The 14136-nt window shown below is 64.5% G+C and carries 14 protein-coding genes; 9 read left to right on the top strand and 5 right to left on the bottom strand.

Going from position 1 to position 14136, the window contains the following annotated elements:
* Positions 1–174: 174 nt before the first annotated feature.
* Complete coding sequence (locus tag Q7514_RS24425) at positions 175–1164, top strand: rod shape-determining protein (RefSeq protein ID WP_330135852.1); 990 nt, start codon at positions 175–177, stop codon at positions 1162–1164.
* Positions 1165–1168: 4 nt separating this feature from the next.
* Here Q7514_RS24425 and Q7514_RS24420 read toward each other — a convergent pair whose 3' ends face one another.
* The 4 genes from Q7514_RS24420 to Q7514_RS33255 form a co-directional block, all read right to left on the bottom strand.
* Positions 1169–3994 (bottom strand): FtsW/RodA/SpoVE family cell cycle protein, encoded by a 2826-nt coding sequence (locus Q7514_RS24420; protein ID WP_330135851.1) that lies wholly within the window; start codon positions 3992–3994, stop codon positions 1169–1171.
* Positions 3981–5180 (bottom strand): hypothetical protein, encoded by a 1200-nt coding sequence (locus Q7514_RS24415; RefSeq protein WP_330135850.1) that lies wholly within the window; start codon positions 5178–5180, stop codon positions 3981–3983. The genes Q7514_RS24420 and Q7514_RS24415 overlap by 14 nt, the downstream gene beginning before the upstream one ends.
* A gap of 760 nt (positions 5181–5940) precedes the next feature.
* On the bottom strand, positions 5941–6153 hold the full coding sequence (locus tag Q7514_RS24410) for a hypothetical protein (protein ID WP_330135849.1): 213 nt from the start codon (positions 6151–6153) through the stop codon (positions 5941–5943).
* Between the two features lie 469 nt (positions 6154–6622).
* Positions 6623–6853, bottom strand: a complete 231-nt coding sequence (locus Q7514_RS33255) for a cold-shock protein (protein ID WP_408016176.1) — start codon at positions 6851–6853, stop codon at positions 6623–6625.
* A 291-nt stretch (positions 6854–7144) separates the two neighbouring features.
* Between Q7514_RS33255 and Q7514_RS24405 the strand changes: the two genes are divergently transcribed.
* From Q7514_RS24405 to Q7514_RS24385, 5 genes are all read left to right on the top strand, one after another.
* Complete coding sequence (locus Q7514_RS24405; RefSeq protein WP_330135848.1) at positions 7145–7765, top strand: carbohydrate ABC transporter permease; 621 nt, start codon at positions 7145–7147, stop codon at positions 7763–7765.
* 29 nt (positions 7766–7794) lie between these two features.
* Positions 7795–8940: an ABC transporter substrate-binding protein gene (locus Q7514_RS24400; protein WP_330135847.1), complete on the top strand. Its 1146-nt coding sequence runs from the start codon at positions 7795–7797 to the stop codon at positions 8938–8940.
* Positions 8883–9122, top strand: a complete 240-nt coding sequence (locus tag Q7514_RS24395) for a hypothetical protein (protein ID WP_330135846.1) — start codon at positions 8883–8885, stop codon at positions 9120–9122. The genes Q7514_RS24400 and Q7514_RS24395 overlap by 58 nt, the downstream gene beginning before the upstream one ends.
* Positions 9119–10228, top strand: a complete 1110-nt coding sequence (locus tag Q7514_RS24390) for an ABC transporter ATP-binding protein (RefSeq protein WP_330135845.1) — start codon at positions 9119–9121, stop codon at positions 10226–10228. The genes Q7514_RS24395 and Q7514_RS24390 overlap by 4 nt, the downstream gene beginning before the upstream one ends.
* A 248-nt stretch (positions 10229–10476) precedes the next feature.
* Positions 10477–10929 carry a hypothetical protein gene (locus Q7514_RS24385; RefSeq protein WP_330135844.1) on the top strand — a complete coding sequence of 151 codons (453 nt, stop codon included), beginning with the start codon at positions 10477–10479 and terminating at the stop codon, positions 10927–10929.
* 41 nt (positions 10930–10970) lie between these two features.
* On the opposite strand, the gene Q7514_RS24380 is transcribed toward Q7514_RS24385, so the two are convergent.
* Positions 10971–11150 (bottom strand): hypothetical protein, encoded by a 180-nt coding sequence (locus tag Q7514_RS24380; RefSeq protein WP_330135843.1) that lies wholly within the window; start codon positions 11148–11150, stop codon positions 10971–10973.
* A 347-nt stretch (positions 11151–11497) separates the two neighbouring features.
* Here Q7514_RS24380 and Q7514_RS24375 point away from each other — a divergent pair, with 347 nt between their 5' ends.
* The 3 genes from Q7514_RS24375 to Q7514_RS24365 all read left to right on the top strand — a co-directional run bounded on the left by Q7514_RS24375 (position 11498) and on the right by Q7514_RS24365 (position 13803).
* Entirely contained in the window at positions 11498–11905 is a 408-nt protein-coding gene (locus Q7514_RS24375) for an SgcJ/EcaC family oxidoreductase (protein WP_330135842.1), read from the top strand.
* A 227-nt stretch (positions 11906–12132) separates the two neighbouring features.
* Complete coding sequence (locus Q7514_RS24370) at positions 12133–12903, top strand: helix-turn-helix domain-containing protein (RefSeq protein ID WP_330135841.1); 771 nt, start codon at positions 12133–12135, stop codon at positions 12901–12903.
* Between the two features lie 420 nt (positions 12904–13323).
* Complete coding sequence (locus Q7514_RS24365) at positions 13324–13803, top strand: recombinase family protein (protein WP_330136026.1); 480 nt, start codon at positions 13324–13326, stop codon at positions 13801–13803.
* The last annotated feature ends 333 nt before the right edge of the window (positions 13804–14136 follow it).

The raw sequence follows: 14136 nt of genomic DNA, 5'->3' as shown, positions 1-14136 counted from the left end.
CCCGACATCGAACGGAGGTCACGGTCCGGTCACTCGGGTTACGAAGTGAATATCATTCCGGCGAACACGACTCTCCGAGGCAATCGACAGCGGTAACTTTGGTACGCCCCCATTCCCAATGCCTCTGTCACACATCATCTGAACACCCTGCTGGAATCTTCCCGGAGGCCCGACGTGCGTGGATTCGGTATCGATCTCGGAACAGCCAACACCGTCGTCGGGATCCCCGACGAGGGCATAGTCCTGAACGAGCCGTCGCTGATGATGGTTCGAACGACGGAGCGACGCCGAGCACTCGCGATCGGACGGGACGCGAGCGATCTCCTCGACCGCACGCCGCCTGGGATCGCACCGGTCCGTCCGATATGCGACGGGGTGATTGTGGATCTGGAGACCGCACGGGCATATGTCACGGCCGTCCTCGCCAAGGTCGCCCCACGTCGCCGCTACGGCATGCGTCCGACGGCCGTCCTCGCAGCGCCCGTGAGCGCCACGCCGCTCGAGCGTCGCGCACTACTCGAGGTCGGACAGGAGGCCGGTCTCCGGAAGGTCGGGTTGATACCCGGACCGGTCGCGGGCGCCCTCGGCTGCGGGATCGACCCGCTCGAACCGCGAGCGCACCTCGTCGTCGACATCGGCGGTGGCACGTCGGAAGTCACCACGCTCTGCTACGGCGGCATCCTCTCCCACCGCAGTTGCCGCATCGCCGGGGATGATCTGACCAGCGCGATACTCCGGTACCTGCGCGCGGAACACAAGATCGTGGTCAGCGAACTCACCGCCGAGCGCGCCAAGCTGGGCGCGCCCGACACCGCCGACGAACGATCGCTCGTCGTGGAGGGCCGCGACGCCGCGACCGGGCGCGCGCGTCTCGTCACGTTGGAGACCGAAGAGGTCATGGACGCCATCCGGCCCACCACGACGAGCATCGTGCAGACGCTGTCGACCTGCCTGGACGACCTGCCACCGCGCGCAATCAGCGACGTCATGTCCGAAGGCATCCTGGCGATCGGCGGAGGGTCGATGCTGCGCGGCGTGCCGCAACTGCTCGAAGAGGCATTCGGCCTGCCGGTGAAGACGGCCGAGCGACCACTCACCTGCGTCGCCGAAGGCGCCACCGCGTGCATGGCGCAGCGCGACGTGATCGCCGCGTACGCCGCCTGACCACTCAGGGGTTCGGTGCACGGATCTGCGCGAGGTAATGCTCGAGCAGACCCTTGACGACCGGACCGGACGTCGCCGACCCGAATCCGCCGCCGCGCACCAATGCCGTCACCACGACCTCCGGCGCGTCGGCAGGTACCACCGCCGAGAACCAGGCATTGAGGCCCTTGCCGGGCGCCGACGGATCCTCTGCCGTACCGGTCTTGGCGGCGGCCGGCACCGGCAGACTCGCGAGTTGACCGGCAGTACCGGCCGACGCCGACGCCCGCATCCCCGCGCGCACGGGTTCGAGTTCGTCCGCGAAGGACAACCGACGCGGTTCGGCGGTGGGCACAGGCACAGTGCCCGCTGGACCGTAGGCCGCCGCGAGCTGCGGGGTCACCGTCGCGCCCGAGGCAATGCCCGATGTCCAGCGCGCCACCTGCAGCGGCGTGGCGGTGACGGTGCCCTGACCGATTCCCATCAGCAGCGTCGATCCCGGGTACCAGGTTCCGCCGATACTCCCGACGTTCTCCGGTGTGCCGAGGAAGCCCTCGGATTCGCTGGGCAGGTCGATTCCCGAGCGTGAGCCCACCCCGAGTTCGGTGGCGGTGGTCGCGATGCGCTCAGGTCCAATGAGGTCGGCAAGCTGGTAGAAGTACACGTTGTCCGACCACTGGATCGCCCCGAGCAGGCTGTTCGGTCCCATCGGTTGCCAGTTCGCGAACGTGTGGCCGCCGTAGGTGTAGGCCGCGCCGCCGGCGAGGGCTGCGTCCGGCGACAGCACATGGAACGCCGCGTTCGACGAGGCAGTCACGATCTTGAAGGTCGAGCCGGGAGGTACCGCCGTCTGGACGGCGTGATTGAGCATGCGGCCCGGTCCGTCGCCGTCGGTCTGTGCCGCGAGCGCAACCGGATCGACCGGGGGGCCGTAGACGTTGTTGTCGTAACCGGGCACGCTGGCCAACGCCAGCACGGCCCCGGTGCGAGCGTCCATCACGACCGCCGCGCCGAGGTCGCCGCCACTGCTGCGCACGGCCTGGGTGAGCGCATCGGTCGCGGCTTGTTGCATGCCGAGGTCGAGGTGCAGCCACAGGTCGTGGCCACGAATCGGGTCCACCCGCTCCCCTGTGCCGACGGGACGCCCGGACGGATCGACATACATGCACTGCCTGCCGTCGACGCCGCGCAACAACGCGTCGTACTGCCTCTCCAGCCCGGCCTTGCCCACCCGTGATCCGAGGGCGAGATTCGGCCAGGCCTGCATGTCCTGCTGGTCCGCGATCCCGACGTATCCGAGGACCGACGCCAGCACTTCCCCGTGCGGGTAGTGTCTGCGGCCCGTCGGGTAGACGAGCACCCAGGGCAGCTGGGCGTCCACGATGGCCCGGGCCTGCTCGGGTCCGACCCGTCCGAGCGTCACCTGCAGCTCTCCGTCGCCATCTCGGAGTGCCTCCCCCAACTGTTCCGGGGTGATACCGAGCAGAGCCGCGAGTTCGTCACGCACCGCCGGGTCTCCCTCGTCGAACATCCGCGCGACCACCGCGACCGTGTACTCGTCGGCATTGGCCGCGACGCGAACACCGGCCCGATCGAGGATGTGACCGCGCTCGGCAGGCAGGCGGATGCAGCGCAGCATCTGCGTGTCGCTGGTCGCGCGCAGTTCCGTACCCTGGTCGCTCTGCAACTGCCACGCGAACACCGACATCGCGACCAGCGAGGCCGTCAACGTCAGCGCGCCCACCGACACCACTCGCGGCAGCCGTCTCCGATGGGGCTCGGTCACCCACAGGGGTCGCGTCACACCGTCCCGGCGTACCGCCAGCACCAGGCCGATGGACACGAACCCGATGATCGAGGCTGTGCCCCCGTAGCTGAACACCGGAATCGGCATGCCGGTGTGCGGCAGCAGCGACAGGCTTTGGGCGACGGACACCGCGGTGTGGATCCCGAACAGTCCGCCGACGCCGGCCGCGACGAGCGCCCCTTCCCGGGTCCGTGCGAGCCGGGCGGCGAGAACGCATCGCCACACGATGATCACGACGGCGACCACGACGGCTATGCCGGCAGCGAGACCCCACCCGTACACCAGGCTTGCGAAGGCCAGGTCGTGTTCCGACTCGGGCAGGTATTGGGATCGCAGGTCGTAGTCCGGTTCCCGTCCGAGACCCCACCAACCCGCGCTGCCGATTGCGATGTCCGCCTGCCACGCGGCCCACCCCGACCCCTGCGGGTCGGCGTCGTTCGACAGGAACACGTGGATCCGCTCGAGCTGATACGGACGCAGGAACAGCACGGCCAGCGGCAGGGAGACGAGCCCGAGCGCGAACAGTGGGCCCAGGGTCCGCCACGGCACCCGCGCCAGGATCAGCATGAGCAGCACGGTGGCCGCGAGCACCACGGCGGTCGACAGGTCGGGCTGCACCGCAACCAACACGATCGGCACCGCCGACACGGCCAGGACTTGGACGAACCTGCCGAACGTGTACCCGGCGGCCAGGATCGAGGCGGGCACCAGAACCAGTGCAAGCTTGGCGATCTCGGAGGGCTGGAGGGTGAACACACCGAGGTTCAGCCAGCGCTGAGCGCCTTTCGTCGCGATCCCGATCAATGGCACCGCCGCGAGCAGCACCACCGAGGCGGCGAATGACGCCCACCCGAAACGACTCAAGGCAGCGATCCGTGTGCGCGAGGCCGCCCACATCGCTCCCAGCCCCACGGCGGCGAGCACGGCGTGACGCACGGCGAGCGACGACATGCCCGTCGCGATCATGTTGAGCATCCCGAGGGCGACCAGCGCGACGGCCGCCGTGACGAGCCAGGGATCGGAGGGTCGTCTATCCGCCGTCACTGGGGCTCCCGGGCGAGCAGGTTGCGTTCTCGCTGGGAACGTACATCGGTTCGGACGCGGTGGCGGCGGGGACGGTGGTGACAGCGGCGACGGCAAGCGCCGAGCTCGGCGGCAGGTCGACGCTGCCGATGCCGTATGCCTCCTGCGCACCCGGCGGGACCGGAATCGTGACGTCCCCACCGGGCAGCGTCGCGCCGGTACATCGGTCGTAGACGGTCGGATTCCAGGTCACCGCGCCCACGCTCACAGCGGGGTCGAGTCTCACATCGACCCGCACCGTGCACGACCGTCCTGCCTCGCACGGGCCGCTCGCGAAGGTCGCGGCCACCTGAGTGATCGGGCCGGCGGCGCCCGGAAGAGCCGTATCGACGGGCCCGGGTCCGGTTTCCGGCTCGGCCGGCGGCGAAACCGGACTGATCCGATCATCCATCGACGACTCCACCGGGTCGAGAAGTGTGCGCCAGGCCCGGTTCAGCTCCGACCACGCGGTGGGAGCCGCCCACACCATCCCGACGATGAGTAGCACGGCGAGCAACGCGAGAATCCCCCGGCGCTTCGACAGCCGTCTCCTCCTGCGATGCCACACCTTCCCCGCGAACGGGTGCCGACGGTTCCGGCCGGACGCCGAGATCGGTACGTCCGTCCGTTCTGCCGCAGCATCCTCCGTGCCAGCACGCCCCTTCACAGCCGTGACGAGCGCGGCGATCTGTGATCGTTTCCTTCCGATCTCGGCGTCGTCGAATTCGGTTGCGGCAGAGTAACGAACCCGTCTCGCCAGGCCTACGATGTCCGACGACTCGGCGATCGCCACGTCAACTCGGTCTGCAAGTACCTCACTGCTGCAGTTCGTCACGATCCGGTGAAGCAGACCCGCCGCCGCGTCGCGCACCTCGTCCCAGGACCCGGCATCGCCGGTCGACCGGATCGTGAGGTGTCCGGCTCCGGACACCATTACAGCATCGTTTCGGAAACGGATCGGGGGACGGCCCCGGCCGTGTGCGAGTTCGAGTTGATCGACGACATCCGTGACGAGCAGTGCCGCCTGCGCGGGGGTCAACGTCGCAATGGCAAGCAGTCTTGCGAGCGCCACACCACCCGTGTCGTCGTCGATACATACGGGCGGTCCGGAGCAATCCTCCTCGTGCTCGTGGTTCGTCGCATGAACTCCCAAGGCTGCTTCGATCATCACGCATCCTGCAAACGCCGGCCCTCCCGCATACCAGACCGGAGCGGGAAGCTATTTGACCTTGAACTAACTTTCCCCCTTGATGATTCGTTTACGAAATCCATTGTGTGCTATTTGCCCACGAGTTGGCTCGGGTTTCAGCGAAACCCTTGCCGGGCAGCGAAGGCCGAGGCTGTTGCCGAGCCCACCCCGCTTGCCGGGGGTAGAACCACACAAGTCGAACTTCGTCGGGGACTCGGCCCTCGTCGAACGCACGAAGGTTGTTCCGAACGACGATCTGAACTCATTGCGCAATCGAAATTACAATCGGTACATGGTGGATACGAAGCAAACCAAGACAATCGGCGAGCACTGTGTCGCCGCGGAGCTTGCGCGCCGCGGATGAGCCCCGGCGTTCACCCGCGATGGACTCGAGCGTACGGACATCCTCGCGGTGAAGGTCGACGGCGCACCTCGACGCATGATCGAGATTCAGTTGGCCAGACGCAGGTCGAATGTGTTGTGGGCAATGGTGCGCGATAACACCGTCTATCAGCGCGGGCCGACCACTACTGCAGCGGCGTAATTGCGATGTCCGCTGTGTGCTGTTTGGTAGCCCAGATGTGTGTGCTCAGATGAGGCAGGGTTGGACCACCGGAAGAATGGCTGTATCGAACCTTACCTGGTCGGGTCCGCCTCGGAAGCCCCGTGCGATGGAGCCGGAACACACCATGGCGCCCCATCTAGAAGTAGGTGGGGCGCCATGGTGTGTGCTTGCTGGTCAGCCTGCCGAAAGGGTCTCGGCCGATCCGGTGTTCGCCGATCCTGTCGTCAGGATGGTGATCAGCAGGCACTCCAGGGAATTGGGGCCGATGTAGTCGCATGGTCCCGAGGGGATGGGCCATGGCCCTTGCGGTGGGGCGGCGGCGGCGGTGGCGGGAATTCCGAGGCCGAGTGTCGCGGTCGCGGCCGCGATCACCAGTAGCTTTCGCATTGTCAATGAACCTTCCGTTGGCTGTCCGAGGCGTTTTGAACTTACGCGATAGACAGCTTCTCCTCGGCACCTGGCCGGTGCGGAAGGCGCCTCCATCGCATGCGCAGAGTTGCGGCCGTTTCCTACTGCCCGAAACGGCGATCGCGACCGATGATCGGTTTCGAGCGGGTTAGGCATGGTGGGGCCGCATCGCTCGGCCGAAGTCGTCGCCGAGGTACCGGGTTATCCAGAAAACGGGGAAACGGAGTCGAGCGATTCCAGCTGGCACCTGCCGTGTATGTGCTGCTCCGTCGACACCAGGGTGGACATGAGCAGGTACTTCTGTAGTTGCGAGAGGGGACCGGCTACCTGGATGGGTATTGGACGCAGGCGGCGGCAGAGCATGTCGCACAGGAAGAGGCATGAGACCAACCCGCTGCCTCCGCGTCCGTACGGTCAATAGCCATCGAAGGTCGACTTCCGGCAATCGTCAGCCAGCCTCGACTGGTTGGATGCGGGTGGCCACGAAGGCGAAACCCTCCACCGACCTACTCGTCCTCTGCCGTTCGAAGGTGACCTCTTGACCAGGGGTGAGCATTCGGATTCCCGCGGTGCTGACTTCGCTGCAGTGGACCCAGCGGCCAGCAGGGGTCTGCGCGCAATCGATCGCGCCCCAACCCTCTTCACGTTTCCAAGATCGAACAATGTCCCGGGACGTCATCTACTGATGATGCAGTAAGTCAGCGCTGGTCAGAGATGTGTTGTGTGTACAACAATGCTGGCGCATTCGAATGCAGGCCCTGCGGCCCTACACCGCCTGCAGCGCCGATGCAGGAAGGAACGGCTGCGGCCTCACTGTTGACAAACCCTATTGAGATTCCCTTCTACTGGATGCTCCGTACCTCGGTCGCAGACCACGACCAGGTGTTCGGCTCCGGGTTCTCCCTGCTACCCGACACCCTCACGTTCGACGGTTACGCGCGGGTGGAACGACGCGTCCCTGGGCAATGCCATGCTGGTCGGCCTCACCGTCACCTTCGGCATTCTCGCTCTGCAACCGCTCACCTGCATCCCCGCCGCATATGTGCTGACGGTGCACCGAAAGCGGTGGACAGGCCGAGTGTTCGGTTTCGTCATGCTCTGCCTGCTCATTCCGGCACAGGTGACGATGATTCCGCTGTTCATCGGCCTCAATCAGGTCGGACTCGGTGACACCCTGGCCGCACTGATACTGCCGTTCGCGACATCGGTGCTCGGCACGTTCATGATCCGCAATCAGATGATGTCTATTCCGGATGCGCTGTTCGAGGCGTGCGAGATGGACGGTCTCGGACCGATCCGCACCATGGTCAGCGTTGTCACACCGATCGCGTTGCCCGGCATCGCAGCCTTCAGCGTGTACTCGATCTTCGTTCACTGGAACGACTACATGTGGCCCCTTCTCGTGGCACGCATCCCCGAGATCCAAACTCCCCCACTGGCGCTGGCGATCTTTCAGGATGCCGGCACCGGATTCGACTATCCGGCGCTCGCGGCAGGTGCTGCGATCGTCACCGTACCCATCGTCGCCGTATTCCTCTTCGCCCAGAAGCATTTCGTCCGGGGCATGAGCGGCACCGAAATCACCGGCTGAATCCCCCTCACTACAGGAGCAACAGACGCATGCGTTCTCACACACGTGTCCTCGTCGGCACCACCACCACCGTACTCACCTTCGGTCTCGCCGCATGCGGCGGCGCCGGCACCACCACGAACCAACCCGCGGACGGAGCGTCGGTGGCCGCCGCCGTCGATGTCGCCCAGTGCGCCACTGAAGGAACCGTCATCGATGTCGCGTTCAACGCGGTGGCAACCGAATCCATGGCTGCTGCCGTGAAGGCGATGGAAGCGAAATACCCGGGCCTGACGTTCGACGCGGAACCGGCAGCATCCACCTCCTACGACGACCTCACCCAGCAGATCGTCGCGGACATCGCCGTCGGCAACCGCCCCGACGTCATCATGACCGGACTCGGACAGATGCAGTTCTGGGTCGATACGTACAACCCTGTCCCCTTCGACTCCTCGGTTCTGGCCGACACCTACCAGAAGCAGTTCCTCGGCGCCGGCACGGCACGCGACGGTGTCACCTACGTGGCGCCCGCGCAGATCTCCGCACCGGTCATGGTCGTCAACCTGGACCTGCTCGACGAATCCGACGCGGGGACCGCCGAAGACATCAAGACCTACGACGATCTTCTGCGCGTCGCGGAGAAGGTCACCGCTCACACCGGGTCGCCCTCCGTCTCCATCGCACCCACGGGACTACCCGAATGGTTTGCGCAAGGACTCATCCAGGCCTCCGGCGGCACATTCGTCGATTCCGACGGCGCAGCAGCATTCGGTGATGCTACCGGTATCGACGCACTGCGTATCTCGTCCGACCTCGGCAGTAACGGGTGGGAGGCCGGAATTCCCGACGCCACCCAGGCCATGGACATCTTCACCTCGGGCACGTTGCCTATCTCGATGGTCACCACCTCCAACATCGCGGCGATCAGCCAAGGTATCGGCGACAAGTTCGACTGGATGCCCATCAAACTGCCGACCGTCGAAGGCGATCAGAGCCGCGCCCTGCCCGCGGGCGGCAACGGTACATGGTCCTCTCGGAGGATCCGTGCCGCGCAGCGTTCGGCAACGAACTCATCGGCCAGATCCTCACACCGGAGAGTGTGCTGCAGGCGTCAGGCACCCAGCGCAGCTACATCCCCGTGGACACCACTGCTCGCGACGAACTGCTGGCATCCGATCAGGCGACACCGCAGATGACCTTCGCGTGGACCTTCGACAACGAACTCACCCAGTGGGGCGGATTCCCCGGCGCACACACCGCCGAGATCTACGACATCATCGAAGTGATGAACCAGCAGCTCCAGACCGGTGCCGACGCCGACACCACCGTTCAGGACGCAGTCGAGTCCATCAACGCAATCGTAGGAGCCGTGTCGTGACCGCCGTCCAGATCTCGGGTGTCACCAAGACCTTCGGCGACGTCACGGCACTCGCAGACATCGACCTCGACGTCGAGACCGGTGAGAACATCGCCATCCTCGGACCGTCCGGTTCCGGCAAATCCACTCTCTTGCGGATCATCGCGGGCCTCGAAGCGGTCGACACCGGTGAGATCCGGTTTGGAGGTGAACCGCAGAACGGGATCCCACCCGAGAAACGTGATGTGGCAATTGTTTTCCAGAGCTACGCCCTCTATCCACATCTGAGCAGTCGCGAGAACATCACCTTGGGCCTGCGGCACGGAAAGAAACTCAGCCGCGCGGAAGCGGACGCCCGCGCCACCGACATCGCCACCCGAATGCAGGTCGAGCACCTCCTCGATCGCAAACCTCGGCAGATGTCCGGTGGACAACGTCAACGCATCGCGCTGGCCAGAGCACTTGCCCGGCGCAGCAACATCGTGTTGCTCGACGAACCGCTCTCCGGTCTCGACGCCCAGCTTCACGCCTCCCTCCGCGTGGAGATCGCTGGACTGCTGCAGTCGGTGGGTGCCACCGGCATCAACGTCACCCACGACCAGGCCGACGCGATGGCAATGGCGTCCCGTATCGCCGTCATCAACAAGGGGCGCATCGAACAACTCGGCACCCCCGACGAGCTGTACCGGCAGCCGAAGACCCTGTTCGTGGCAGGTTTCGTGGGGACACCTCCGATGAACCTCTTCCGCGTCGACCCCGAAACCCGCACGTCGCGCTTCGGTCCCCTTCTCGGTGGCGACGACGCCATCACACTGGGTGTGCGGCCCGAACGGTTCCACTTGGGTGAAGGAGCTCTGCACTCGTCGGAGATCTGGCGAGTGGACGGCAGGGTCGTCCTCATCGAACCGACCGGACGCGAACGCATCGTGCACGTGCAGTCAGGCGACTCCGTGGAATCCTTCGCCATCCTGGTGGGCAGTGAGAACGTGCCCGCGATCGGTGAGCACGTGACCGCATGGTGCGAACGCAGCCACGTTCACGTGTACTCGAACCTCACCGAGCAACCACTCGGAAATGCACGGGAACGCGGCATCGACATCCACGAACCCGCACTCGCCCACAGCTGACCCTTAGCACCGTCCGAACATACGCTACCGTGAAATACACTGCCGTCCAGCTGTTCCCGCTACATTTTCAGCCATACACACCGGCTGCGACCCGTGCGTATGAATGGAAATGTAGCGGGAACGCCGAGGGCGACGGACGAAGGCTCGATACGACCACATTTGGGCTTGGGCGCATTGGCGTACCGCGCGCCGAGTAGTCCGGAAGCGGTTGACCGACAAGAGTCGCGCTGCGCTGAAAGAATCCGGCCATGGACCGCAACCGAGACAGCGAAGACGACTACCAACACGAGTACTACAGCACGGCCGAGCTTGGTGATGAAGAGTGGCTATTGCCGACCGTGCGGCACGGGGACTTCGAGCAGTCGGACTGGGACATGCGATTTCTGTCCGCACTGACCAGGCATCTGTCGGCGCGACCCTGGGACACCGGAGTCTACGAAATCGAACGGTTGACCTGGGCCGATTCGATCATGACCCTGGTGGTGCGCGTCTGGGGCCGCGACAACTCCGTCCTCGTGGGGTGGTGCGAGCATCTCCCCACGGTGCGAGGAGGATTCCGACCCGACGATCCAGAATCGGTCGCCGGAGCCTGGCACACCGGCGAGTTCTATCCTCGCTATCTGCCCGAGCCGTACTCGCCCGGTCCCGACGGGATCCACTGGATCGGCACAGGACGACCGTCCCATCCTGACAACCTATAGGCTCGTGAGCGGAAAACGGCGCTCGACAGTATCTGCGTGCATCAAGTTGCTGCGGCATCCGGCCTCGTATTCGAGAACAACCGTGCGCGCTCGGCGGCAATGACGTCCCGAGCAAGCTCTGCTTCGGAAACCTCGTAGGCTTCGGGTGCGCTTTGGGCGGTGCCATTTTCGCGAGCGAAGTCTTCAAAGATCTCCCGCTTGCGCGCGAGGATCTCCGGCATAGAACAGCGCTGCCCCTGCCTTGCTCACGATGCGTCGTCGCCCCCGAAACCCGCACGTCGCGCGTCGGTCCACTTCCCGGTGGCGACGACACCAACGCACTCAGTGCGCGGCCCGAACGGTTCCACCTGGGCAATGGGGCTTTGCACTCGTCCGAGAGCTGGAACGCACAGGAGTGCGGCATCGGCCTTCGTGATCCGGCGCTCGTCGCGGGTTGAGTCCCGGCCGTCGAGTGCTGGCTGTTACTGACGGTGCCGTGGGCGTGTGCGGGTTCGTCGTCCGCGCACACCCACGGCTTCCTGCCCCAACCCTTGACCTCGAGCTCGCTCGAGGTTCTACCGTCACCTACATGACAACTACTCCGGACCCCCACGACCTCGAGCAGATCCGCGCCATCGTCCGCGACGTGCAGGACGGCTTCAACACCAACGACGCATCACTGATGAACGCCCATCTCGCCGACGACGCGATCGTCGTGAATGCGCGAGGCGCCGTGCTCTCCGGACGCACCGCCATCCAGAAGGTATCGGAGGACGCGCTCGCCGCCGGCTACCTGAACGAGTCGACGGCCTACTACGAACTGAGCGACGTCGCCGCGCTTTCTCCCGACGTCATCGCCGCCCGGAAGAACGCGTGGTCGACGAAGCAGGACGCCGACGACGATAATCCGCCGGAGATGAACGCGCTGTACATCTTCGTGAAACGAGACGGTCGCTGGCTCATCTGGAGGCGGCAGAACACCATCGTCTCGAGTTAGACCTGAAGCCGCGTTCAGCGAGAGCTGCCACTGCCGACAGCGAATACGCGAACGGACCCCGTAATCTCCTGCACCCACGCGATTTTCGACTAAAGTCTTGCGTTCGCTGTACGAACGGTGCCAAGATTCCAAGATCGTCGCCATTCCGAGCGGCGTCACAAGTGAAGAAGGCCCGTCAGGAGCGGCAACTCCCAACGGGCCGGTTGTCCGACTGACTGGAGTCGAACGTGGCCAAGAATACCTTGGCTGGTGGGGTGCGTCGTGGACCGCGCCTGGCCAGCAATTTCACCATTCTCAGTAACGCCGTCCTCAACGACGACCGCCTCTCCTTCCGTGCACGCGGAGTCCTGATCTGGCTACTTTCGAAGCCGGACGATTGGCGCACCCGATCGGACTCGATCGCCGCGCAGTCGCCGAAAGAAGGTCGTGATGCCATCCGCTCCGCGCTGCGCGAGCTCGCGGAACTCGGCTACCTCGTGCGCGAGAAGTTACAGAACGAGCTCGGCCAGTGGTGCACCGTTCAGACCATCTACGAAGAGCCTGTTATCAACCCGGGGCCTGAGAAACCGACCGGCGGCGACGCGGACGACGGAGAGCCAGGCGCTCTTATAAGTACTGATATACCAAGGACTGAAACCAACCGCTCGTCAAGGGCTTTGAACGTCCCATTGAGTTCCGACATCGCCGGCCTGGCTGCGGCGTGTCGGCATGCTGGATTGACGGCGACGTTCGCATATCTCAAACCCGAAGCGGCTGCAGCGATCGACGAGTTGATCGAGGTGCATGGGGTGTCGACGTTGGTTGCGGCGGCAAAATCAGTGCATCGTCTGGGCAATCCAATGAGGTTCGCGCAGGCCTGGATTCCACTCTGGCAAGGGTTGGCGGCGCCGCGGATGGTGCCGGACAAGTGCGGGAGGTGCGACGAGTATGGGTGGTTGCCGGACGACGAGTATGGACGGGCCGTTCGATGTAGTTGTCGCGCACCTGTGGCAGCTTAACCACTCGACGACCCCAAACGGGCTGTGATCTCGCCCGCGCCACGCGAGCTACACATCGCCCGATCGGACTCATGTGTCACTTTGAGGCGAAGTCAGACGTCTGTCATCGTCCCGAAACTCACGTGCAGGTCCGACTATTGAAACGTCGACTGTGGACACGAGATTTGAAAGATGTCGCTCCAGGTGCTTCGGTCAGGTCGGTCCTCATTTCGATATCCCAAGAACGAACGTATTTGAAACATCGCGCGAGATGGGCAGCCGGAATCGGCCGACCTGCGGGGACGATGTTGCAAAACTCGTGTCCAAAACTAATGTTGCATAAATCGGGTTGTCGGTGAGTTCTGGAACACTGTCGTCCTGTGAGCGAACTTTTGGGCTACGCGAGGGTCTCATCAGCATCTCGATGCGCAGAGCGACGCTCTGCGCATCGCCGGGTGTTCGAGGATCTGGACGGAGACTGCGAGCGGGGCGACGACCGCACGTCCGGAACTGACCGATCTGTTCACCCACCTGCGCGCAGGCGACACCCTGGTGGTGTGGCGGCTCGACCGGCTGGGTAGGTCCCTGCCGCATCTCCTGCAGGTCGTCGAGGATCTCGAAGTCCGACGGGTGGGCCTGTGGTCGTTGACCGAAGCTATCGACACCACCACTTCCGGTGGGCGGCTGATCTCTTCGATCTTCGGTGCGATCGCCGAGTTCGAGCGCAACCTCATCCGTGAGCGCACGCAGGTCGGTCTGTCCGCGGCCCGTGCACGCGGCCGTACCGGGGGCCGGCCGCCGAAGATGACCCCCAACAAGATCCGGCAGGCAAAGAAGATGCGTGACGGCGGCATGGCGCAGGCCGAGATCGCCGAGATCCTCGGTGTCGGACGCACCACTTTGTATCGACATCTGAAGTGAGCCGGTGACAACCCCGGAAGTGGCCGCTACCTCGTCATTCTTAGCAGACAAGACATCTCAGGGTGCTAAGAGTCAAGTCCGATGTACGGAGAGGCGATGGAACGATCGATGTAGATGCCATCGCGGTCACCTGCCTGTGCCGACGTAGAGCGTGCTCCTCAGTTGTAGTTGAATCCGAGCTGTTTTCTGGTTTCGCGCGGGAGTCAGACCTGACTTGGCTCACTCCAGGCCACAAATCCTGATCGCAGGGCTGTGACCAGGATCTTCTCGATTCTGAATGGCTGATTTCACGCACTAACCGCGCCCGTCTACGCTCATCAAGTGGCGTTCATC

Source organism: Rhodococcus artemisiae, from assembly GCF_036327795.1.
GTDB classification, from domain to species: Bacteria; Actinomycetota; Actinomycetes; order Mycobacteriales; family Mycobacteriaceae; genus Rhodococcus; species Rhodococcus artemisiae.
Note: the sequence above shows the minus strand (reverse complement) of the source record. Positions and strands in the feature narration are given on the sequence as shown.